The sequence below is a fragment of the Nocardioides sp. Soil777 genome, assembly GCF_001428425.1.
In the GTDB taxonomy this organism is placed as follows: domain Bacteria; phylum Actinomycetota; class Actinomycetes; order Propionibacteriales; family Nocardioidaceae; genus Nocardioides; species Nocardioides terrigena.
This window is the reverse complement of sequence record NZ_LMSN01000015.1, coordinates 147,108-169,133: the sequence shown is the minus strand read 5'-3', so window position 1 is coordinate 169,133 and position 22,026 is coordinate 147,108. Positions and strand designations below refer to the sequence as shown.

The following is a 22,026-nucleotide window of genomic DNA, read 5'->3' as shown; positions in this document are numbered from 1 at the left end:
TCCGGGCCCTACAGGTCCTCGCCGGGCTGCCGGCGTACGAACTCCTGCCCCTCCGGCAGCAGGTTGCCCATGTGCGAGGCGACCATGTCGAGCCCGATGTCGCTGTAGACCCGGTCGTGGATCCCCAGCGAGCGCGGCGCCCCGACCTCGCGGACGAAGTCCACGGCCTCGCTCACCTTGAGCCACGGCGCGCTCACCGGCGAGAGGAGCACGTCGACCGCCCGTCCGGGCGCCGTGAGGGCGTCGCCGGGGTGGTAGACGGCATCCGCGCCGACGGTCAGGAGGTAGCCGGAGTTGTCGAAGCGGTCGTAGTCGGGGTGGATGACCGCGTGCTTCTCCCCCACCACCTCGACCGGCAGCCCGGACACGTCGAGACGGTCGCCGGGGCGTACGACGGTGACGCGCTCGGCGACGTCGGGTGCCTGCTCGCGGAGCAGCCGGGCCACCGCCTCGATCGTCCAGATCGGGGCGTCGGAACGGCGCAACAGGTCGGGGTGGACGTGGTCGGCGTGCTCGTGGGTGATGAGGACCGCGGTGGCGCCGTCGAGCGCCTCCGCCTCGGTGAAGACCCCCGGATCGAGGACGACGACGGCCCCGTCGTGCTCGATGCGCACACACGCGTGGCCGAACTTCGTGATCCGCATCTCGCCACAGTAGGCCGATCCCGGAATCCGGTCATCCCCGCCCGACACCGCCGTTCGATGCGGAGGATCAGGTCCCGGAAGTTAAGGTGTGGTCGCCCTCGAGTGCAGTGGGGGAACGTCAACCGCACCCGATCGAATGAGAGAACCCATGTCTGGACGCCGCGCCCTCGCAGGAAGCCTGCTCGCGCTGCTGATGCCCGCCTCGATGATCCTGGTCACGCAGACCAGCTCGTCGAGTGCCGACACCTCCGACTCCATCTCGACCTCCGTCAGTGAGCGTCGGGCCAAGACCCGTGTCAGCCTGGTGGCCCTGCCCCAGATCGTCGGCCAGGGCAAGCGCCCCGCGTCGGCCGGATCGGCCCAGGCCGGCCTGACCGCCACCGTCAAGCCGGGCAAGCCCGGTCGCACCGTTGCCCTGCAGGTCCAGAAGGGCAGCACGTGGAAGACGGTCAAGAAGACCAAGGTCAACAAGAAGGGTCGCGCCGAGTTCGGTGCGCCGATCTCCAAGGGCGGCCAGGCGCTGACCTACCGCGCCCAGGCGATGGCGTTCAAGGGCTCCAAGGCCGGCAAGAGCAAGTCGGTCAGCACCGCTCGCTGGCTGACCCCGACCTGGACCGACGAGTTCTCCGGCAACTCGCTCGACCCGGTCTGGAACCACCGCGGCGGCACCTACGAGCCCGAGAGCCTGCGCGCCTGCTCCAAGGGTGACCCGCGCGCCGTCTCCGTCGGCGGCGGCACCGCCCGCCTGAGCGTCATCAAGGACCCGAGCCGCTCGACGAAGTGCGTGGCCAAGAAGGACGGCAAGTCCACCGGCAAGTTCGCCTACCGCCTCAACGGCCACATCGGCACCCAGGGCGCGTTCTCGTACAAGTACGGCTTCGCGGCCGCCCGCATCAAGTTCCAGAAGTCGCGCGGCCAGCACGGCGCGTTCTGGATGCAGCCCGCCGTCAGCGTGTCCGGTGCCACCGACCCGCGCCTGACCGGTGCCGAGATCGACGTCATCGAGTACTTCGGCGACCAGCACCCCGAGGGTGGCCTGACGTCGTTCGTCTACTCGAAGAACAAGAAGGGCCAGGGCGTCAAGACCGGCTCGTGGATCAAGGACTCGCGCTCGTTCCTCAAGAACAAGCGTGACGGCTGGTCCAAGAACTTCCACGTCTTCTCGGTGGAGTGGACGCCCAACGTCTACATCTTCCGGATCGACGGCAAGGAGACCTACCGCACCAAGGTCGGCGTCTCCGGCCAGCCGCAGTACCCGATCCTGAGCATGCTCGCGTCCGACTACGAGATCTCCAAGATCGTCAAGGACAGCAAGCTCCCCCAGTCGATGACTGTCGACTGGATCCGGGTCTGGCAGGCCTGATCGACCGGCCGCAAGGCCGCCCGCACGACGTGCGACGCGTCGTCCCGCTCCGGCGGGACGGCGCGTCGTCGCATTTCAGCCCGCCCCGGCTTCGCCGAGGTGGCGTCGGACGAGAATTGCTCCACTGCGGGGCCGGCGGCCGGTCTCGTTCCCCACGCCTGCGCCGTACGACGTCGCCCCACTCACGCCGTACGACGCCGGCCCACCTCGCGCGTACGACGCACTCCCGGACGCCGGGGGCACACCGCCGTGTGCCGCAGGTCGGGCTCAGCCGGTCAGGTGGTGCACGTAGCACCAGCGCCAGTCCTCGCCGGGCTGGGCGGACTGCATGACCGGGTGCGTGGTCTCGTGGAAGTGCTCGGTGGCGTGCCGGAAGGGCGAGGAGTCGCAGCAGGCCACGAGCCCGCAGGTGAGGCAGCGGCGCAGCGAGACCCAGTGCACCCCGGCGGCGAGGCACTCCTCGCAGACCAGCCCGTCGTCGGCCGACGCGGGAGGCTGGGCGGGCGTCTCGTCGAGGTGGTCGCAGGTGTCCCCGCGGACCACCCGGGCGTTGCGGGCCTCGTCACGCTCGTCCTCGTCACCGAGGGCGACGTCGAGCATCGACTCCTCGACGTCGAGGACGGCGAGCACGTCTCGGATGACGTCGCTGGCCACGCTGCCCGTGCTGCGGATCTCAAGCACCCGCTCCCGTTCGGCGCCGATCATGGCCACCCGGACCCGCGCGTAGAGGTCGCTGGGCGACTCCTGCCCGGCGGTCGTGGACAACCGCTCCCAGGCGGCGAAGTTGCGCTGCTCGACCCGCTGCCGGATCTGGTCGAGGACACCGTGCGGGTCGTCGGTCTCCATCCGCTCGAGCTCCTTGAAGCCGGCCTTGGACGCCTGCTGCAGCACCGACGCCCGGGCCAGGGCGTCGTCGAGCGGGTCGGGCGAGGGCACGCGCAGGGTGCGGGCCACCCACGGCAGGGAGAGGCCCTGGAGGAAGAGGGTGCCGGCCACCACGGTGAAGGCGATGAGCAGCAGGACCTCGCGGTGCTCGGTCTCCTCGGGGATGACGAAGGCCGCCGCCAGCGTCACCACGCCGCGCATGCCGGCCCAGCCGAGGACGAAGCTGTACTGCCACGGCGGCACCTCGCCGCTGTCGGGGTCCGGGCCGGGCCGGACCAGCAGGTAGCGCGCCGCGAACACCCAGACCATCCGCAGCACCACCGTGGTCAGCAGCGCCGCCACGCACACGGCGGTGATGAGCCGCGGGGAGAGCTCGCTGTCCGCGACGCCCTCGAGGATCCAGCGGGCCTGGAGGCCGATGAGCAGGAAGACGGTGTTCTCCAGCAGGAAGGAGATGGTCCGCCAGTTGATGCGCTCCGCGATCCGCGACTGCGCGGTCTGGATGACCGGCGCCTTGTGCCCGAGCAGCAGCCCGGTCACCACGACGGAGATGACCCCCGAGGAGTGCAGCTCCTCGGCCAGGAGGTAGGCCGCGAACGGCGTGACCAGCGAGATCGCGGTGTCCATCAGCGGGTCGGTGACGAGCAGGCGGACCTTGGCCACCACGACGAAGACCACGAAGCCGAGCGCGGCACCGCCGACGGAGGCCCACAGGAAGTCCAGTCCCACGTCGAAGGCCTCCACGCCGACCGAGCTGGCCGCCAGCGCGGTGCGCAGGGTGACCAGGGCGGTCGCGTCGTTGAGCAGCGACTCGCCCTCGAGGATGGTGACGATCCGTCGTGGCAGCCCGATCTTGCGGGCGATCGCGGTCGCCGCCACCGCGTCGGGCGGCGCGACGACCGCGCCCACGGCGATGGCCAGCGGCCAGGAGATGGCCGGCACCATCCAGTGCACGACCGCACCGACCCCGAACGCTGTGAAGAGCACCAGCCCGACCGAGAGCAGCAGGATCGGGCGCCGGTTGGCGTTGAAGTCGACCAGCGACGTCTGCAGCGCGGCGGCGTACAGCAGCGGGGGCAGGAAGCCCAGCAGCACCACCTCGGCCTCGAGGCGGACCTCCGGCACGAACGGCAGGTAGGTCCCGGCGACGCCGACCAGGATCAGCAGCAGCGGGGCGGGCAGGTCGAAGCGGTCGGCCAGCGCCGTGCCGGCGAGGACCACGACGACGAGGGCGACGAGGAAGAGGGCGATCTCCACCCGCAGAGTCTGGCAGGAGTACGACGCACGGTCGCCGCGCGTCCGCGGGGCACGGGGTCCGGGCCCCACCGGGCGGCTGGGATGATCTGCGGGTGCGACGACTCGGGAGGATGCTGCTGGCGCTCGTCGGCCTCGTGTGCCTCCTCGCCGGGGCCGCCGCGGCGGCGTACTTCGGCTCCGACGACACCGTCTTCAACCGCCCGGCCGCGCTCGGCGCCGACGGGCGTCCGGTCCTCACCGCACCTGACCTGCTGGCCTGGGACGGCGTGACGGTGACCCTGCGGGCCCAGGCGCCGGACGGCGTGTTCATCGGGACCGCGCACCCGGTCGACGTGGCCGACTTCGTCGGCGGCTCCACGCGCGTGCGGCTCGACGGCGTCACGCTCGACGGCGTGGTCGCCGAGGACGCGGGCCGGGGCGCACCGCGGCACCCCGAGGACGCCGACTTCTGGACCCGGGAGATGACCGGCACCGGACCGCAGGAGCTGGCGCTCGACCGCAGCACCTCGGCCGCCCAGTGGGTGATCGCCCCGCTCGGCGGCACCGGACCGACGACGGTGTCCTTCGGCGTGACCGTCGAGGGGGCCTACCTCGCCGCGCTGGGCGTCGCGGGTGCCGGGCTGCTGCTGCTCGTCCTGGCCGTCGAGCTGCTGCGTCCCCGGGGTCCCCGACGCCCCCGACGCTCCCGTCCGTCGCGGGGCCGGGCGTCCGACCCAGCCGACCCAGCCGACCCCGCCGACCCCGAGGAGCCGGCGCCCGTCCGACGCCCGGGCGCCCGCAAGGCCGCCCGCCCCGGACGCCGCTCCCGCACCACGACCACCACGACAGTCGCCACCCTCGCCGTGGTGCTCCTCGCGACCGGGTGCCAGCTCCCGGAGCCGTCGACCCAGGAGGCCGCCACCCTCGCCCGGACCAAGGTGTCGCTCACCGAGGACGACCTGCCGGCGCTCTACGCGTCGTACGACGAGCGGCGGGCGCGGGCCGTCCGCCGCGCCGGCCCGCCGGCCTACCGCGAGGGCCCGTGGCGCGCCGCCGACCGCGGGCTGGCACTGGCCGTGGACCGCTACGAGACGGCGGCCCGGCGCACGATGGGGCTCGGGCACGGGCACGCGGCCGCGCACACCGGGCTGCGGGTCTACGCCGCGCGGTTCGACGCCTACCCGATGTGGGCGCTGGTGGCGGCGCGCGCCCAGGGTGGCGACCCCGAGGTGCACGTGATGGTCCGCGACTCGGTGACCTCGCCCTGGCTGATGGAGGCCCGGACCGAGGTCGCCGGCGACCTGCCGCGGTCGGGGCGTCCCACCACGCTCCCCGGCAGCGGGGTCCGCGAGGCAGCGACCGCGGCCCGGAGTGCCTGGGCCGCCTTCCTCGAGAGCGGCACCGAAGAAGGGCTGCGGGTCGACGAGGCGTCGCGGGCATGGCGCCGGGCGATGGCCGACCTGGGCTCGCGGGCGATCTTCCGCGGCTGGGAGGTCGGGACGAGGGCCGAGGACGCCCCCGTGCGGGTCGTGGCCGTCGCGGACGGCCACCTCGCCGTCGTCGCGCTGCGGGTCGCCACCCGGCTGAACGGCCGTCCAGACCTGGCGGTGCGGTGGAACCCGCCCTACGCCCGGCTCCGTGCCGGGGAGGGAGGCGTGCTGGCGGTCGACGAGCTCGCGGTCGGCCTGGTGCACCTGCCGGACGACGGTCCGCCGACGCTGCTGGGGACGACCTTCAGCGAGATCCCGGCCGGAGCGACCTGATCCGGGCGTCGAGCTCGCGGCGGTTGTCGCGGCGGACGACCGCCTCGACCACCTCGATGCCCCCGTTGGGCGAGCCGAGCGCCTGCTCGAGCTCGGGCAGGCTCGTCACCCTCAGGTGCGGGGTGCGGGTGGCCGCGCAGACGCTGGCCAGGTCCACGTCGTGGGGCGTCCCGAAGAGGGTGTCGAAGGCGTCGCGGTGCTCGTCGGCGCCCTGCTCCAGCATGCTGAAGATCGACCCGCCGTTGTCGTTGACGACCACGACCGTGAGGTCCGGGCGCTGCTCACGGGGACCGAGCACCAGCCCGGTCATGTCGTGCACGAAGGTCACGTCGCCCATCAACGCCAGGGCCCGGGTGCTGCGGGGGCGGCCCAGCGCGGCGCCGATCGCGGTCGATACCGTGCCGTCGATCCCGGCCAGGCCGCGGTTGGCGATCACCTTGCGCCGGTCGCCGACTGCGTAGCGCGCCACCATCAGGTCCAGGTCGCGGATCGGGCTGGAGGCGCCCACGTGCAGCAGTCCCCCGGGCGGCAGCGCCCGACTCACCGCTCCCGCTACCTCGTACGGCGTGAGGTCGGGCTCCGCGGCGAGGAGCCGGTCGAGCTGGCGGCCGACCGACCGGTCGGCCTCGCGCCACTCGTCGAGCCACGCCGGGTCGCCGGGAGCGGCGGCGTACCGGTCGGCCTCCTGGCTGACCGCGAATGGGCGCGCCGACCAGATGCCCCGCGAGCGCATCGAGACGACCTCGACCTCCTCGCGACCGAGCAACCGGGTGACGGGGCGCGACAGCGTCGGGTGACCGGCCACGACGACCCGCTCGACGCGGTCGCCGAGGTCGCTGCCCAGCAGCAGGCGGTAGGTGCGGATGGCGTGGTCGCCGGTGCGCGAGCCGCTCGTCGGCTCGGCCAGCAGCGGCCAGCCGGCGTCCTGGGCCAGCACGCGCGCGGGCGGGCCTGCGTCGTCACCGGCCACCACGACGGTGCGGGGACCGGACGGGAGCTCGACGGGCACGGCGCGGTCGTCCCACGACATGGCCCAGGAGTCGGCGGCCACGTCGGTCCACGGCCCGTCGGGGAGCAGCGGGTCGTCGAGGTGGACGTTGAGGTGGACCGGTCCGGCGGTGCCCGACAGCGCGCCGCCGAGGGCCGGTCCGCCCGCCTCCAGGACCGTCGTCGGGGCGAAGGCGCCGAAGACCCCCACCTGATCGGTGGTCTGGTTGGCGCCGGTGCCGCGCATCCGTGCCGGCCGGTCGGCGGTGACGACGACCAGGTCGAGGCCGGAGTGGGCGGACTCCATGACGGCGGGCAGGAGGTTGGCCACGGCCGTCCCGGAGGTGCACACCACGGCCGCGCGGGCGCCCACCTTGGTGAGTCCGAGCGCGAGGAAGCCGGCGGTGCGCTCGTCGACCCGGGTGTGCAGGCGCAGCAGGTCGGCCCGAGCCGCGTCGTGGACCGCGAAGGACAGCGGTGCGTTGCGTGAGCCGGGGCAGAGGACGACCTCGCGCACCCCGGCCGCGAGCAGTGCGGCCACGACCTCGCGGGCCAGGGCGGTCGACGGGTTCACGAGGGCTGATCCTGCCGCACGGACGCCAGCCGGCGCTCCCACCAGGCGACCCGCTCCGGGTCGGCGGACAGCCGGTCGAGCGCGGCGGGGTCGACGACCGGGATGCGGACGGGCAGCATCCCGTCGTCCGGCAGCAGCGGCTCGGTCACCACGTCGTCGGTGAGCATCTGCACGGTGGCCAGCCCGCACGCGTGCGGCAGCTCCGGCAGCGCCGCCGCCAGGGCCACCCCCGCGGCGATGCCCACGCTCGACTCGATCGCGCTGGAGACGACCACCGGCAGGCCGATGTCCTCGGCGATCCGCAGGCACGCGCGCACGCCCCCGAGCGGCTGCACCTTGAGGACGGCGATGTCGGCGGCACCCAGGTCGCGCACCCGGTAGGGGTCCTCCGCCCGGCGGATCGACTCGTCGGCGGCGATCGCCACGTCGACCGCGCGGCGCACGGCGGCCAGCTCCTCGACGTCGGCGCAGGGCTGCTCGACGTACTCCAGGCCGCCCGCGGCCCGCTCGAGGAGGCGGATCGCGCCGACCGCCTCGTCGACGTCCCAGCCGCCGTTGGCGTCGACCCGGATGAGTCCCCCGGGGCCCAGCGCGTCGCGCACCGCCTCCAGGCGGGCCTCGTCGTCGCCAAGGGTCTGTCCGACCTCGGCGACCTTGACCTTGGCGGTGGCGCACCCGCCCGCCCGCACGATCGCGTGGGCGCGCTCGGGGCTGCACGCGGGCACCGTCACGTTGACGGGCACGGCGTCGCGCAGCGGGGCCGGCCAGTCCCCGGCGGCGGCCTCCTCGGCCGCGCGCCACCACGGCCGCGCGGTCGGGGCGTCGTACTCGGTGAAGGGGCTCCACTCCCCCCAGCCCGCCGGCCCCTCGACCAGCACGCCCTCCCGGACGGTGATCCCGCGGAAGCGGGTGCGCAGCGGGATGCTGAAGACGCGGATCACGCCCCCTCCTCCGCGCGCGCCACGAGCGCCTGCCGGTCGACCTTGCCGTTGTCGAGCAGCGGCAGGACGTCGAGGGCGACGACCTGCCGGGGCGCCCACGAGCGCGGGTGCACCTCCCCGACCCAGTCACGGACCTCCTCCAGCACCACGACGCCGACCACGAAGGCCACGACGCGGTGCCCCCACTCCTCGTCCTCGACGCCGAGCACCTCCGCGGAGTCGACCGCCGGGTGCTCGCGCAGCCGCCGCGCGACCGCGGGGAGGGGCACGTTGACCCCGCCGCTGACCACCACGTCGTCGAGACGGCCGAGCACGTGCAGCCGACCGTCCTCGTCGAGGCGGCCGGCGTCGGCGGTGAGGTACCAGCCGTCGACGAGCGTGCTCGCCGTCAGCTCCGGGTCGTCGGCGTAGCCCTCGAACAGCGTCGGCCCGCCGATCCGGATCCGGCCGTCGGTCCCGATCGCCACGGCGACGCCGTCGAGCGGGTGGCCGTCGTAGACGCAGCCGCCGGCGGTTTCGCTGGCGCCGTACGTCGCGACGACGTGCAGGCCGGCGTCCTCGGCCCGCCGGCGCAGGGCCGGGTCGATCGGACCGCCGCCGAGCAGGATCGTGTGCAGGCGACGCAGTGCCTCGGCCTCGCGCTCGTCGGTGAGCAGCCGGTGCAGCTGGGTCGGCACCAGCGAGGTGAAGAGGGGGACGTCGCGGTGGTGCGGCAGGCCGGCCAGCGTGGCGGCGAAGGAGCCCTGGACCACGACCGGCTCGTGTCCCGCGACCAGTGAGCGGCAGACGACCTGCACACCCGCGACGTACGACGCCGGCAGCGCCAGGAGCCACTGGCCGCTGGCCCCGAGGCGGGCCGCGGAGGCGTGCACGGAGGCGAGGACCGCGTGCCGGGCGAGCTCGACCCGCTTGGGCGTGCCCGTCGACCCCGACGTCTCCACCACGAGCGGCACGGGCTCGGCCATCACCGCCAGCCAGTCCCGCAGCGCGGCGACCACCTCGGTGGCACCGCCCCGCACCGGACGCAAGGAATTCACGAGACGCACGCTAGTCCCGGGGGGAGAATGGACGGCAATGACCTCCCAGCCACCCGATCTGCCGGAGTCCTCGGGGCACTCCGGACCGATGGCACCAGCGACTCCCCCGATCGACCCTGACCCCGGCTGGTGGCAGCGCCAGCTGCCTCCGTCGCCGCTGGCCCGGCGCCTCAGCGTCCAGTCGATCCTGTTCGCCGTCGGCGAGGGCACCTTCATCACCGGCAGCGCGGTGTTCTTCACCCAGATCGTCGGGCTCTCCGCCGCTCAGGTGGGTGTCGGCCTGACCGTGGCCGGGCTGGTCTCGTTCTTCCTCGCCGTCCCGGCCGGCAAGCTGGCCGACCGCGTCGGCACCAGGCGCATCTGGGCCATCAGCGCCGGCCTCACAGCGGCGCTCTACCTCGCGTGGCCCTTCATCGACGGGTTCGTCGCCTACGTCGCGATGATGGTCGTGCTCGAGGCGGTGAGCGTCGCCGGCTGGAACGGCCGCGGCGCCTACACGCTCGACATCTTCTCCAAGGAGGAGCGGGTCGAGTCGCTGGCGTTCATGCGCGCCGCCCTCAACATCGGCTTCACCATCGGCGCCCTCATCGGCGGTGCGGCCCTCGCGACCAACAACGACGACGTCGTGCGCGCCGTGCCCGTGCTGACGGCCGCGATCCTCGCCCTCAACACCTTCTGGATCACCCGGCTCCCCGAGCCGCCGGCCAAGGAGCCGACGCACGACGACGACCAGCTCATCAAGCCGGGCGCCCTCAAGAACCGCGCCTTCCTCGGCCTGATGACCGCCGACGGGGTGCTGGGCACCAACCAGGTGCTGCTCAACATCGTCATCCCGCTGTGGCTGGTGGAGGAGACCGACGCGCCCCGGGTGCTGCTGGCCTTCCTCTTCGGCACCAACACCGTGATGGCGGTGCTCCTCCAGGTCGCGGCGGCGCGCGGCGTCGACTCGGTCGCCCGCTCGCTGCGGGCGTCGTACATCTCGGCCTCCTTCTTCGTGCTCTCGTGCCTGATCGTGCTCGTCACCCACGACACGCTCGGGTGGGTCACGATCCTGCTGGTGTGGGTCGGGCACGTCACCGTCACCGGGGCCGAGCTCTTCCAGTCGGCCGGGAGCTGGGGCTACCAGTCGGAGCTGACCGACCCCGACCAGCGCGCCGAGTACCAGGGAGCGGCCCACATCGGTCACACTGCCGGGTCGGTGTGGGCCCCCGCCCTGTTCACCTGGCTGGCGATGGAGCACGGCACCACCGGCTGGCTGGTGATCGCCGCGATCGTCCTGGTCGCCACCGCCACCATGCGTACGACGTCCCGCTCGGCCGAGCGGTACCTGGAAAGGACGACCATGTCGACGGGAGGACCGCGTTGAGCATCCTGACGACGCTCAAGCACCAGGCGATCCCCCCGTCGCCGCTGGCGGGCCGGCTGGCGCTGCAGTCGCTGCTGTTCGCGCTGGGCGAGGGCACGTTCATGGCCGGGTCGGCCGTCTTCTTCACGCAGATCGTCGGCCTGACCCCCGCCCAGGTGGGCCTGGGCCTGACGCTCGCCGGGATCGCCGGGTTCATCGCGGCGTACCCGATGGGACGGCTGGTCGACCGCTTCGGCCCCAAGCGCTGCTGGGCGATCAGCTCGGCCGGCCAGGCGGCGATGTTCGCGGTCTGGCCGTTCATCGACAGCTTCACCGGCTACCTCGCGATGGCCGTCGTGATGGAGGTGATCGGCGCCCTCGGCGGCGTCGCCCACGGCGCCTACACGATCGACGTGCTGCCACCGCGGGAGCGCGTCACGTCGCGGGCCTACATGTACTCCGCGCTCAACGTCGGCTTCACCCTCGGCTCGTTCGTCGGCATCATCGCGCTGGCGCTGGAGTCGCTCACCCTGCTGGCGGCCGTGCCGTACTTCACCGCCGCGGTCTTCATGGTCAACGCCGTCAACGTGACCCGCCTGCCCAAGGCCCCCCACGACCTGAAGACGGTCGACGAGCGCAAGGTCCGGATCGAGGGCCCGGGCCCGATGCGCAACGTCGGCTGGCTGGCCGTCACGTTCTTCACCGGCGTGCTGTGGACCAACCAGGTCATCCTCAACCTGGTCATCCCGCTGTGGCTGGTCGACAAGACCGACGCCCCCTGGGTGGTCCTCGGCTTCCTGTTCGCGACCAACACGGTGATGTGCATCGTGCTGCCGATGGCGGCCGCCCGGGGTGTGAAGGACACCCGCACGGCGTTGCGGGCCATCCGCATCTCGACGGCCTTCTTCGTCGTCTCGTGCGTGATCACCCTGTCGACCCACGAGTCGATCGGGTGGGCCACCATCACGCTGTTCTTCCTCGGCCACGTCACCCTGACCGGGGCCGAGCTCTTCCTGTCGGCGGCGAGCTGGACCTTCGAGGCCGAGCTGATGGACCCCCGCCGCCGCGGTGAGTACCAGGGCGCCTCCGAGCTCAGCGGCACGCTGGGCCGGGTCTGGGCGCCGGCGGCGTTCACGTTCCTCGCGATGAACTGGGGAGGGATCGGCTGGATGATCATCGCCGGCATCATCACCGCGGCCGCCGTGGCCCTGCACCCCTCCACCGCCATGGCCCGCCGCTTCCTGGAGAAGCACGTCCCGGCCGACGTGCTCGCCGACGCCGCCGCCCACGAGGTCGCCGACGACGTCGCCCCGGTCGGCCCCCCGACGATCGAGCAGCCGGCCAGCCCGGGCGCCCCGGGAGCGCCCTCCGGGGCCGTCGGCCCGGGTGCTTGAATCCTCGGGTGGCATCACCGTCTGACTGGCTCGCCGGAGCCCGCCCCCGCACCCTGCCCGCCGCCGTCGCTCCCGTGCTCGCGGGCACTGGCGTCGCGGCGTACGTCGACGGCGCGGTCTGGTGGAAGGCCCTGCTCGCCCTCGTCGTGAGCCTGGCGCTCCAGGTGGGGGTCAACTACGCCAACGACTACTCCGACGGGATCCGCGGCACCGATGCCGACCGGGTCGGCCCGATGCGCCTCGTCGGCTCGGGCACCGCGTCGCCCGGTGCGGTCAAGGCGGCCGCGTTCGCGGCGTTCGGCGTCGCTGCCGTGGCCGGGCTCGTGCTCGCCGCCACCACCGCCTGGTGGCTGGTCGCCGTCGGGGTGGTCTGCGTGCTCGCCGCCTGGTTCTACACCGGCGGGTCGCGGCCCTACGGCTACCTCGGCCTCGGCGAGGTCATGGTCTTCGTGTTCTTCGGCCTCGTCGCCGTGGTCGGGACGACGTACGTCCAGACCGAGACCTTCGAGTGGGCCGCGCTGTACGCCGCCGTGGGCGTCGGCGCGCTCGCCTGCGCGATCCTGGTGGCCAACAACCTGCGCGACATCCCCACCGACGTCGAGGCCGGCAAGCGGACGCTCGCCGTCAAGCTCGGGGCCGAGCGGACCCGCGGCCTCTACGCCCTGCTGGTGCTGGCCGCGGCCCTGGCGGTGGTGGCCGTCGCGGCCGCCACGACGTGGTGGGCGCTCCTCGGGCTCGGGTTCCTGCTCCGCATGATCCCGCCCGTCCGCACCGTCCTCGGTGGCGCGGTCGGACCGGCGCTGGTGCCGGTGCTCCAGCAGACCGGGGTCGGCCAGCTGGTGTGGTCGGTGCTGGTCGCCGTACCCCTCCTCCTCACGTCCTGAAGTCGGCCGGGGCGCACCCTTGACAACGTACAACTGATTGGTTGTACGTTAGTCACATGACCAGCGAGCGGGAGAAGCAGGCGGACGCCTTCTTCCACGCCCTCGCCGACAGCACGCGGCGCGACATCCTCCGTCGCGTGCTGGCCGGCGAGCACTCCGTCTCGGCGCTGGCCCAGCACTACCCCATGAGCTTCGCGGCCGTGCAGAAGCACGTCGCGGTGCTCGAGCGCGCCGGCCTCGTCTCCAAGCGACGCAGCGGGCGCGAGCAGCTGGCGAGCGGTGAGGTGGAGGCCGTCCGGTCCGTCACCGCGTTGCTCGCCGAGTTCGAGCAGGTCTGGCGCGGTCGCGTCGACCGCATCGACGCGCTGCTGGACGACGACACCGCCACCCCACCCACGCACGAGCCCACGCAGAAGGAGACCTGACATGCCCGTCATCGACGTCGCCAAGGACCTCGACAGCCGCACCATCACCGTGACCTCCGAGTTCGCCGCCCCGGTGGACCGGGTCTGGCAGATCTGGGAGGACCCGCGCCAGCTCGAGCGCTGGTGGGGCCCGCCGACACACCCGGCCACCTTCACCGAGCACGAGCTCGCACCGGGCGCCCGGGTGAAGTACCACATGACCGGCCCCGACGGTGAGGTCTACCCGGGCTACTGGGACATCACCGAGGTCGAGAAGCCCACCCGCCTCGGGTACGACGACGGCTTCGCGGACGCCGACGGCAACCCGCAGGAGTCCGCCCCGATCGGCTCCAGCACCGTCGACCTGCACCCCACCGACGGCGGCACCCGGATGGTGATGACCGCGACCTACCCCACCGCCGAGGACCTGCAGAAGGTCCTCGACATGGGGATGGAGGAGGGCATCACCCAGGCCGTCAACCAGGTCGACGGCCTCCTCGCCGCCTGAGCAGCCGTCGCGCAGGCGGGGTAGTCCGTGACGATCGGACCCCTCGCGAGCCGACTCCGGGGTCCGATCGTCACGGACTACCCGAGAGCTGGGTCGGACCACCCCGACTCGGAAATCCGGTTGCCGCGCTGACTAGCGTGAGGTCCGTGGAGTACGAGCACAGGACCCTGGACCCGCACGACGACAGCGCCGAGGGCAAGGCCGCCGTCGATGCCTGGATGGGCGCGGTCAGCCGCGGCTTCCACGAAGGCCGCCCCTCGGAGAGCACCCGCGAGATCTGGCGCGAGACCGCCCGGGAGGACTCGCTCCGGCTGGCCGGCGCGTGGCTCCCGGACGGCACCTTCGGCGCCGGGCCGCTGCCCGTCGCGACCTTCAGCTCGTGGACCAAGACGCTCAACGCGGGCGCCGCCACGGTGCCGCTGCACATGATCAGCGACGTCACCGTCAGCCCGGCCCACCGCCGGCGCGGCCTGCTGCGGCGGCTGATGGTCGACGACCTCGCGCAGGCCAGCGCCCCGGTCGCCGCGCTCACCGTCTCCGAGGCGTCGATCTACGGCCGCTTCGGCTTCGGCCCCGCCACCTTCCGCCGGCGGATCGAGGTGGACACCACGGCGACGTTCGCGCTGCGCGAATTCACCGACCCGGGCCGCGTCGAGCTCGTCGAGCCGGCCGACCTGTGGGACACCGCCAGCGACCTCTTCGACCGCTTCCACGCCTCCACGCGCGGGTCGGTGGAGCGCCCGCACTTCTACCGCGCCTGGCAGACCGGACGCTTCGACCCGGCCACCGGCAGCACCGACGACAAGCTGCGCGGCGCCGTCCACCTCGACGCCGACGAGCGCCCCGACGGCTACGTCCTCTACAAGTACGCCGAGGGCGAGGGCGACAAGCCCGCCACCGTCACCGCCGAGCTGCTCACCCTCGACACCTCCGCCCACCTGGGCCTGTGGCGGTTCCTGGCCGACATCGACCTCTCCTCGCGGGTCGCGGTGCGCAACAGCCACCCCGACGACCCGCTCTACTGGGCGCTCGTCAACAGCGACGTGATCGGTGTCAGGAGCGTGTACGACCACCTCTGGGTCCGGGTGCTCGACGTGCCGGTGGCCCTGGGCGCGCGGCCGTGGTTCACCGACGACACGATGGTCCTGGGGGTCACCGACCCGCTCGGCCACGCGGAGGGTGCGTGGCGGATCGAGGCGGTCCACGGTCGCGCGGAGGTCACGGCCACCAACGACGACGCCGACCTCACGGTCACCGCCGAGACGCTCGGGTCGCTCTACCTCGGCGGGGTGCGGGTCGAGTCGCTGGCCAGCGCCGGTCGCCTCACGGGAGACCGCGAGGCGGTCGAGCGGCTGGGCCGGCTCATGGACGGCGGCCCCGAGCCGTACTCGCTGACGAGCTTCTGACTACTCCTTGTCCTCGCGGGCGCGGCGCTCCTCGAACGCCGCGCTGGCGCGGGCGGCGCGCTCCTCGACCTTGCGGGCGAAGGCATCGCGCTGGCGGTTGAGCAGGAAGTACGACGCGACACCCGAGAGCGCGAACGCGATGACCACGGGCCAGATCATGTTGACCTGGCCGTCGCTGTCGAGCAGCGTCCAGACGCCGACGACGAGGCCGACCATGCCGATGAACAGCAGGACGCGCAGGGCGGTGTAGACGAGGAACTCCTTCACGCCACCAAGCCTAGGTGCTGCCCGGGAGCATGACCCAGGTGGGCGGTTGCGTGGCCGCCTACATTGGGGGGGTGAAGTTCCTGGTGTTCCTCGTGCTGCTGGCACTGGTCGTCTACGCCCTCGTGCGGGTGGCCCAACAGCGCGGCCTGCGCCCGCCGCCGCGACGACCCGCGGCGCCGCCCCCACGTCCTCACGGACCCGACGACGACCCGGACTTCCTGCGTGACCTCGACCGCAAGCGACGTCAGGAAGAGGGCGGGACCGGCGGTCCCGGCGGGACCGGCACCGGCACCTGAGCCGCGCGGCCGGGGGCGACGTCGTCGTACGCCGGTCGCTGCTCGACCAGCGCGGGCGCAGCGTAGGAGTGCTGCGAGCTCGTGCTGAAGAAGTTGATCCCGATGAAGTTGAACCACAGCGTCGCCAGGCCGACGAGGGCGACGTACGCCGCGTTGCGGCCCTTCCAGCCGACCGTGGCTCGGGCGTGGAGGTAGGCCGCGTAGACGACCCAGGTGATGAAGGCCCAGACCTCCTTGGGGTCCCAGTTCCAGTACGACGACCACGCCTGGTGGGCCCAGATCGGCCCGGTGATCAGCACCGCGAAGGTCCAGACCGGGAACGCGAAGGCGTGCATCCGGTAGGAGATCCGGTCGAGCGACACCAGCTCGGGGACGCGGGCGAGGTAGCCGCGCTCCTTGGTCGAGCGCTCCTTGAGCAGGTAGAGCACCGAGCAGATGCCGCCGAGGGTGAAGGCGCCGGTGGCGATGACCGCGGACACCACGTGGATGACCAGCCACGGGCTGTAGAGGGCCTCGGTGAGCGGCGCGACGGGTGAGTAGAGCCAGACGACCGCGGTCATCATCAGCGCCAGCACGAGGCCCACGACGAGCGGGCCCATCCATTCGAGGGAGAAGCGGCGCAGCAGGAGCAGGTAGAGGAGGGTGACGACGAAGGTGCCGGAGAGCGTGAACTCGTACATGTTGCCCCAGGGCACCCGGTTGGGGTCCGCGGCCATGCCCCGGGCGAGGAGCGCCAGGCCGTGCACGAGCGCCGCCACCGCGGTCAGCAGCACCCCGAGGCGGCCGGCCATGGCGGTGCGCCCGGTGGTGACGACCTCGTCGGCCGGCAGCTTGCGCAACGATGCCCACTGGACCAGGTGCGCCATCAGCGCGAGGAAGTAGACCACCCCGGCGGCCGCGACGGCCTGGTTGCTGAGGGTCTCCCACGATGCGTCGGTCACGAGCTCTCCTTGGTGGTGCTGCCCACGTCGCCGGAACCGGCGCGCAGGGTGTCCATGATCGCCACGAGCTCGGCGGCACCCCGGTCGGGGTCACCGCCGTTGGAGCGGTCGAGGGCGGCGACGTCCACGACGGTGGCCCCGTCCTCCTCGCGGGCCCGCACCCACAGCCGGCGCGGCCGGATGAAGAGCGACCCGAGGAGGCCGACGAGGGCGAGCACGACGCCCGCGAGGGCGACGAGCTTGCCGGGGGTCTCGCTGATCTGCAGCTTGTTCCAGCGCTGGACGCCGTCGAAGGTCACGGTGCCGAGACCGTCGGGCAGCTCCACCGTGTCGCCGGGACGCATGTCGAGCCGCAGCGGCTGGCCGTCGTCCTGCATGAGCTGCTCGGCATTCGACTTGTCCAGCACGTAGACCGACTGGCTGCCGCCGTCGTCGAGCCCGAGGTCGCCGGTGTAGACGAACAGCGACATCAGCGGGTTGACCGCGTCGCCGAACACCGACCGCGGCAGGCCGTCGCCGAGGGCGAACGTCGGGTAGAAGGTGCCCTCGAGGGCGATCTGGCCGGGCTGCGCGTCCGGGGCCTTGATGACGCCGAAGCTGTCGAAGGTCGGCCCCGTCGGCAGAAAGATCGTCGGGCCGCTGTAGGCCACGTCCCCGTTGCCGTCGGTGATCGTGACGACGGGGGCGTAGCCGTGCCCGATCAGGAAGACCTCGGTGTCGCCGATGGCCAGCGGGTGGTTGACGCGCAGGTCGTAGGTGCCGCTCTCGCCGTCGGCGGTCGTGTAGTCGAGGTGGGAGACGAACTTGCGCGCCTGCCCCTTGGCCGGCCCCTCGGTCAGCCACGTGATGTCGAAGTCCTCCACCGCCACGGAGAAGCCGTCCATGTCGTCGGCACCGAAGAGGCTGCCGGGGACGAACTCGTCGTACTGCGTCGGGTTGTTGGAGAAGCCGTTGCCCACGGTCACGATGACGCCGGCCTTGAAGCCGAACAGCCCGCCAACGGCGAAGCCGACCAGCACCACGAGCACCGACAGGTGGAAGAGCAGGTTGCCGGCCTCGCGCAGGTAGCCCTTCTCGGCCGAGACCGCGCCCTCGCGGACCTCGACGCGGTAACGACGCCGCCTCAGCTCCGTCGCGGCCGCCGCGAGGACGTCGTCCACGCCCTCGCCCGTCCTGTACGACGCGTGCTCCGGGAGGCGGGACAGGTTGCGGGGGGCGCGGGGCGGCCGGGCCCGCAGTGCCCGCCAGTAGACCGCGGACCGGGGCAGGATGCACCCGACCAGCGAGATCATGAGCAGGATGTAGATCGCGGAGAACCACACCGAGTCGTAGACCGAGAACAGCCCGAGCCGCTCGTAGACCGGTGCCAGGTCGGGGTGTGCGTCCTTCCAGCGGCCGGCGGCCAGCGCGTCGACGTCCTCCTGCGGGACGACCGACCCGGGGATGGCGGCCAGCGCGAGCAGGAGCAGCAGCACGAGGGCGGTGCGCATCGACGTCAGCTGGCGCCACGACCAGCGGGCGAGCTCGCGCGCGCTCATGTCGGTGGGCATGGGCTGGGCCTGCCGGTCGTCACCGGACGAGTGGGTGCTCACCTCACACCGCCGTCTCGAAGGACGTGACCATGCGGACCTGGAGCCACTGGACCATCTGGTCCCACAGGCCGGTGACCAGCAGGACGCCGACGAGCACGAGCATGAGCCCCCCGGCCCGCATCACCCACAGCTGGTGCCGTCGGACGACGGCGAAGACGGTCAGGGCGCGGCGGTAGGCCAGGGCGGCGATGATGAACGGCAGCCCGAGGCCGAGCGCGTAGATCGCCGACAGCAGGGCGCCACGGGCCGCGGTGCCCTCGTTGAGCGACAGGTTGGTGATCACCGCGAGCGTCGGCCCCATGCACGGGCTCCAGCCCAGGCCGAAGAGGAAGCCCAGCAACGGCGCGGCGGCCAGGCCCACGGCGGGCACCTGGTGGACGCGCCAGTCGCGCTGGAGGCCGGGCAGAAGGCCGGCGAACATCAGCCCCAGCACGATCGTCACCAGGCCGAGCACGACGGTGATCTCGCGCTTCCAGTCGACCAGCCAGGCGCCCATCGAGCCGGCCGCCGTCCCGATGGCGACGAAGACGACGGTGAAGCCGAGGACGAAGAGCAGGGCCCCGGCGAGCATGCGGCCGCGGCGGGCGTTCTCCAGGTCGGCGCCGGACAGCCCGGTCGCGTAGGAGAGGTAGCCCGGCAGCAACGGGATCACGCACGGGGAGAAGAACGAGACCAGGCCGGCGAGCAGGGCGACGGGGACGGCGAGGGCCAGGGACCCCGCCGCCGCCTGGTCGGTGAACCAGTCGCTCACGAGGCGTCCTCGCCCGCAGCGGCATCGTCCGCAGCGGCCTCGGCGGCGGTGTCGTTGACGAGGTCGACCAGCGTCTGCTTCGACGGGAGGGCGCCGAGGACCGAGGCGGCGATGCGCCCCTCGGCGTCGAGCACGACGGTCGCCGGCACGGTGTAGGCGGTCAGGGTGCCGTAGAAGGGCACCAGCGCCTTGCCGTCGGCGGAGTAGAAGGACGGGTAGGGCACGTCGAACGTCCGGACGTAGGCGTTGGCCTGGTCGGACGACGAGTCACGGATGTTGAGCCCGACGAAGGCCGCGTCGCCCTCGAGCTCGGCGGCCGCCTCGGTGAGGTCCGGCTGCTCGACCCGGCACGGCGGGCAGGCAGACCACCAGACGTTGACCACCACGGGCTGACCCCGCAGGTCGGCCAGCGACAGCGGCTTGCCGTCGAGGTCCTCGCCCTCGAGCTCGATCGGCTCGCCACGGTCGGCCGGGGCCACGACCTCGACCTGGCCGTCGCTCGTGACGTAGCCCTTGTCGCCCGAGCCCTCCAGGGACGAGCAGCCGCCGAGGGCCACCGTGCCGAGCAGGAGGCAGGCGAGCAGGGAGACGAGGGCGCCGGGGGTCCGTGGGCGCGAGGGGTGGGAGCGCACGATCAGGGCCGGTCCTCCGCGGCGGCCCCACCGGCCGAGAACGGCGCCGAGCGGTCGGCCACCGGGATCATGTCGCCGGCCGGCTCGGAGTAGGTCACCCGCACCAGGCGGTCGTCGTCGAAGTGCAGCGACGTGAGCGAGCACAGGGTGCACTGGCGCTTCTTGGGGTGGTGGAGGTAGGACTTGCGCTCCGCGAAGAGGCGGGTGGTCCAGATCGGCAGCTGGTGCGAGACCACCACCGCCTCGTGGCCGCGGGCGGCGTCGCGCGCGTCGTGGACGGCGGCCATCATCCGCGCCGCGATGTCGTCGTACGGCTCGCCCCACGACGGCTTGACCGGGTTGTACATGTGGCGCAGCAGCGCCGGGCGCTTGACGAAGGTCATGCCGCCGTCGCGGAAGCTGATCCCCTCGAACTTGTTGGCCGACTCGATGACCCGCTTGTCGATCACCGGCTCGAGCCCGCGCGCGGCGGCGAGCGGAGCGATGGTCTCGCGGGCCCGCTCCAGCGGCGAGCTGACCAGGTGGACGATGTCGCGGTCACCGATCGTCTCGGCGACCCGGCGGGCCATCCGGGTGCCGAGGTCGGAGAGGTGGAACCCGTCGCGGCGGCCGTAGAGGATGCCCTCGGGGTTGTGGACCTCGCCGTGGCGGAGCAGGTGGACGATCGTCTCCATCAGGAGCGGTTTCCTTCCCTGTCGGAGGGGATGGCCGCCGCAGCGGCACGGGCCGCCGCCGGCAGCGCGTCGAGGACGGTCTGCACGGCGCGGTCGTCGTGGGCCGTCGAGACGAACCACGCCTCGTACGCCGAGGGGGGCAGGTAGACCCCGCCCTCGAGCATGGCATGGAAGAACGCCGCGAACGCACCGGTGTCCTGCCGGCTCGCGCCGGCGAAGTCGCGGACCTCGCCGTCGGCGAAGAAGATCGAGAACATCGTGCCCGCGGACTGGAGGCGGTGCGGCACCCCGGCGCCGACGAGGGCGTCGACGGCCGCGGCGCCGATCGTCGCGGCGGTCTCGCCCAGCTGGGCGTAGACCTCGTCGGTCGCGAGGCGCAGCGTGGCGAGCCCCGCGGTCGTGGCGACCGGGTTTCCCGAGAGGGTGCCGGCCTGGTAGACGGGCCCGTCCGGCGCCAGCCGGCCCATCACGTCGGCGCGGCCGCCGAAGGCCGCGGCCGGGAAGCCGCCGCCCATCACCTTGCCGAAGGTCATCAGGTCGGGGATCCACCCCTCCACGGCGCCGTCGAGGCCCCAGCCGCCCTGCCGGGTGGCGCGGAAGCCGGTCATCACCTCGTCGCTGACGAAGAGCGCCCCGTGCCGGCGGCAGGTCTCCGCGAGGAAGCCGTTGAAGCCGGGCTCGGGAGGGACGACACCCATGTTGCCGGGGGTGGCCTCGGTGATGAGGCAGGCGATCCGGTCGCCGTGCTCGGCGAAGGCCCGCTCCACCGCGGCCCGGTCGTTGTAGGGCAGCACGATGGTCTCGCCCGCCGCGGAGGCCGGGACGCCGGGCGTGCCGGGGACGGCGAGGGTGGCCAGGCCGGAGCCCGCCGACGCGAGCAGCGCGTCGACGTGGCCGTGGTAGCAGCCGGCGAACTTCACGACGAGGTCGCGACCGGTGAAGCCGCGGGCCAGCCGGATCGCCGACATGGTCGCCTCGGTGCCGCTGGAGACGAAGCGGACCGCCTCGACCGGCGTGCGGGAGACGATCTCCTCGGCCAGCTCGACCTCGGGCTCGGTGGGGGTGCCGTACGAGGTCCCGCGGGCCACCGCCGCAGCGACCGCGGCCTGCACCTCGGGGTGGGCGTGGCCGAGCAGCATCGGGCCCCACGAGCAGATGAGGTCGACGTACTCGTTGCCGTCGACGTCGGTGAGCCAGGCGCCGGACGCCGAGCGGATGAAGCGGGGGGTCCCGCCCACCGCGTTGAACGCACGGACCGGCGAGTTGACCCCACCGGGGGTCACGGCGCGGGCCCGCTCGAAGAGCGCGCTGCTGTGGGTGGTCGGGGCCGTGGCCTGCAGGGGCTGGGTCACCCGGTCATTGTCGCCCAGCCACCAAGCCCGGACGTATTCGGGAGGGCGGTGGGGAGCCCCGCTCACCCGCTCGGAGCCTGCGGGTGGGCAGGCGGCCCGGGGAACCCATCCGCCCGAGTCTTGGGTACGAATTGCCCGCACGGGGTGTCA

At 72.9% G+C, this 22,026-nt stretch carries 21 protein-coding genes; 9 read left to right on the top strand and 12 right to left on the bottom strand.

Going from position 1 to position 22,026, the window contains the following annotated elements:
• Positions 1-8 precede the first annotated feature (8 nt).
• A complete protein-coding gene (locus ASG88_RS11520) occupies positions 9-644 on the bottom strand; it encodes an MBL fold metallo-hydrolase (protein WP_056887570.1) in 636 nt (211 codons plus the stop codon).
• Positions 645-792: 148 nt separating this feature from the next.
• On the opposite strand from ASG88_RS11520, the gene ASG88_RS11515 reads away from it, so the two are divergent.
• Positions 793-2,007 carry a family 16 glycosylhydrolase gene (locus tag ASG88_RS11515; protein WP_056887569.1) on the top strand — a complete coding sequence of 405 codons (1,215 nt, stop codon included), beginning with the start codon at positions 793-795 and terminating at the stop codon, positions 2,005-2,007.
• Between the two features lie 267 nt (positions 2,008-2,274).
• Here ASG88_RS11515 and ASG88_RS11510 read toward each other — a convergent pair whose 3' ends face one another.
• Entirely contained in the window at positions 2,275-4,149 is a 1,875-nt protein-coding gene (locus tag ASG88_RS11510; protein ID WP_056887568.1) for a Na+/H+ antiporter, read from the bottom strand.
• A 92-nt stretch (positions 4,150-4,241) separates the two neighbouring features.
• On the opposite strand from ASG88_RS11510, the gene ASG88_RS11505 reads away from it, so the two are divergent.
• The gene (locus tag ASG88_RS11505) at positions 4,242-5,891 is read left to right on the top strand and encodes a hypothetical protein (RefSeq protein WP_157559693.1); all 1,650 of its coding nucleotides are present in this window, start codon (positions 4,242-4,244) and stop codon (positions 5,889-5,891) included.
• Here the strand turns inward: ASG88_RS11505 and menD are convergent.
• From menD to ASG88_RS11490, 3 genes are read right to left on the bottom strand one after another with little or no spacing between them, the layout of a single operon-like run.
• Positions 5,863-7,452, bottom strand: a complete 1,590-nt coding sequence (gene menD / locus ASG88_RS11500) for a 2-succinyl-5-enolpyruvyl-6-hydroxy-3-cyclohexene-1-carboxylic-acid synthase (RefSeq protein WP_056887566.1) — start codon at positions 7,450-7,452, stop codon at positions 5,863-5,865. The genes ASG88_RS11505 and menD overlap by 29 nt on opposite strands.
• On the bottom strand, positions 7,449-8,390 hold the full coding sequence (locus ASG88_RS11495; RefSeq protein WP_157559718.1) for an o-succinylbenzoate synthase: 942 nt from the start codon (positions 8,388-8,390) through the stop codon (positions 7,449-7,451). Before ASG88_RS11495 ends, menD begins: the two co-directional genes overlap by 4 nt.
• Complete coding sequence (locus tag ASG88_RS11490) at positions 8,390-9,430, bottom strand: AMP-binding protein (protein ID WP_235534823.1); 1,041 nt, start codon at positions 9,428-9,430, stop codon at positions 8,390-8,392. The genes ASG88_RS11495 and ASG88_RS11490 overlap by 1 nt, the downstream gene beginning before the upstream one ends.
• A 37-nt stretch (positions 9,431-9,467) precedes the next feature.
• Here ASG88_RS11490 and ASG88_RS11485 point away from each other — a divergent pair, with 37 nt between their 5' ends.
• The 6 genes from ASG88_RS11485 to ASG88_RS11460 all read left to right on the top strand — a co-directional run bounded on the left by ASG88_RS11485 (position 9,468) and on the right by ASG88_RS11460 (position 15,371).
• The gene (locus ASG88_RS11485) at positions 9,468-10,796 is read left to right on the top strand and encodes an MFS transporter (RefSeq protein WP_235534822.1); all 1,329 of its coding nucleotides are present in this window, start codon (positions 9,468-9,470) and stop codon (positions 10,794-10,796) included.
• The gene (locus ASG88_RS11480) at positions 10,793-12,169 is read left to right on the top strand and encodes an MFS transporter (RefSeq protein ID WP_235534821.1); all 1,377 of its coding nucleotides are present in this window, start codon (positions 10,793-10,795) and stop codon (positions 12,167-12,169) included. The genes ASG88_RS11485 and ASG88_RS11480 overlap by 4 nt, the downstream gene beginning before the upstream one ends.
• An 8-nt stretch (positions 12,170-12,177) precedes the next feature.
• The gene (locus tag ASG88_RS11475; protein WP_056887564.1) at positions 12,178-13,053 is read left to right on the top strand and encodes a 1,4-dihydroxy-2-naphthoate polyprenyltransferase; all 876 of its coding nucleotides are present in this window, start codon (positions 12,178-12,180) and stop codon (positions 13,051-13,053) included.
• Between the two features lie 56 nt (positions 13,054-13,109).
• Positions 13,110-13,478 carry an ArsR/SmtB family transcription factor gene (locus tag ASG88_RS11470; protein ID WP_056887563.1) on the top strand — a complete coding sequence of 123 codons (369 nt, stop codon included), beginning with the start codon at positions 13,110-13,112 and terminating at the stop codon, positions 13,476-13,478.
• 1 nt (position 13,479) lies between these two features.
• Positions 13,480-13,965: an SRPBCC family protein gene (locus ASG88_RS11465; protein ID WP_056887562.1), complete on the top strand. Its 486-nt coding sequence runs from the start codon at positions 13,480-13,482 to the stop codon at positions 13,963-13,965.
• A 146-nt stretch (positions 13,966-14,111) separates the two neighbouring features.
• Positions 14,112-15,371, top strand: a complete 1,260-nt coding sequence (locus ASG88_RS11460; protein WP_056887561.1) for a GNAT family N-acetyltransferase — start codon at positions 14,112-14,114, stop codon at positions 15,369-15,371.
• Here the strand turns inward: ASG88_RS11460 and ASG88_RS11455 are convergent, their stop codons facing one another.
• Positions 15,372-15,638 carry a DUF4229 domain-containing protein gene (locus ASG88_RS11455; RefSeq protein WP_056887560.1) on the bottom strand — a complete coding sequence of 89 codons (267 nt, stop codon included), beginning with the start codon at positions 15,636-15,638 and terminating at the stop codon, positions 15,372-15,374.
• Positions 15,639-15,709: 71 nt separating this feature from the next.
• Here ASG88_RS11455 and ASG88_RS11450 point away from each other — a divergent pair, with 71 nt between their 5' ends.
• The gene (locus ASG88_RS11450; protein WP_056887559.1) at positions 15,710-15,934 is read left to right on the top strand and encodes a hypothetical protein; all 225 of its coding nucleotides are present in this window, start codon (positions 15,710-15,712) and stop codon (positions 15,932-15,934) included.
• Here ASG88_RS11450 and ccsB read toward each other — a convergent pair.
• From ccsB to hemL, 6 genes are read right to left on the bottom strand one after another with little or no spacing between them, the layout of a single operon-like run.
• Positions 15,883-16,875: a c-type cytochrome biogenesis protein CcsB gene (gene ccsB / locus ASG88_RS11445; RefSeq protein ID WP_082600305.1), complete on the bottom strand. Its 993-nt coding sequence runs from the start codon at positions 16,873-16,875 to the stop codon at positions 15,883-15,885. The genes ASG88_RS11450 and ccsB overlap by 52 nt on opposite strands.
• Positions 16,872-18,467: a cytochrome c biogenesis protein ResB gene (locus ASG88_RS11440; protein WP_235534820.1), complete on the bottom strand. Its 1,596-nt coding sequence runs from the start codon at positions 18,465-18,467 to the stop codon at positions 16,872-16,874. Before ASG88_RS11440 ends, ccsB begins: the two co-directional genes overlap by 4 nt.
• 1 nt (position 18,468) lies before the next feature.
• Positions 18,469-19,218 carry a cytochrome c biogenesis CcdA family protein gene (locus tag ASG88_RS11435; protein WP_056887558.1) on the bottom strand — a complete coding sequence of 250 codons (750 nt, stop codon included), beginning with the start codon at positions 19,216-19,218 and terminating at the stop codon, positions 18,469-18,471.
• Positions 19,215-19,850, bottom strand: coding sequence for a TlpA disulfide reductase family protein (locus ASG88_RS11430; protein ID WP_235534819.1), 636 nt, complete (start codon positions 19,848-19,850; stop codon positions 19,215-19,217). Before ASG88_RS11430 ends, ASG88_RS11435 begins: the two co-directional genes overlap by 4 nt.
• 2 nt (positions 19,851-19,852) lie before the next feature.
• On the bottom strand, positions 19,853-20,524 hold the full coding sequence (locus ASG88_RS11425) for a histidine phosphatase family protein (RefSeq protein WP_056887557.1): 672 nt from the start codon (positions 20,522-20,524) through the stop codon (positions 19,853-19,855).
• Complete coding sequence (gene hemL / locus ASG88_RS11420) at positions 20,524-21,876, bottom strand: glutamate-1-semialdehyde 2,1-aminomutase (protein ID WP_235534818.1); 1,353 nt, start codon at positions 21,874-21,876, stop codon at positions 20,524-20,526. Before hemL ends, ASG88_RS11425 begins: the two co-directional genes overlap by 1 nt.
• Positions 21,877-22,026 lie beyond the last annotated feature (150 nt).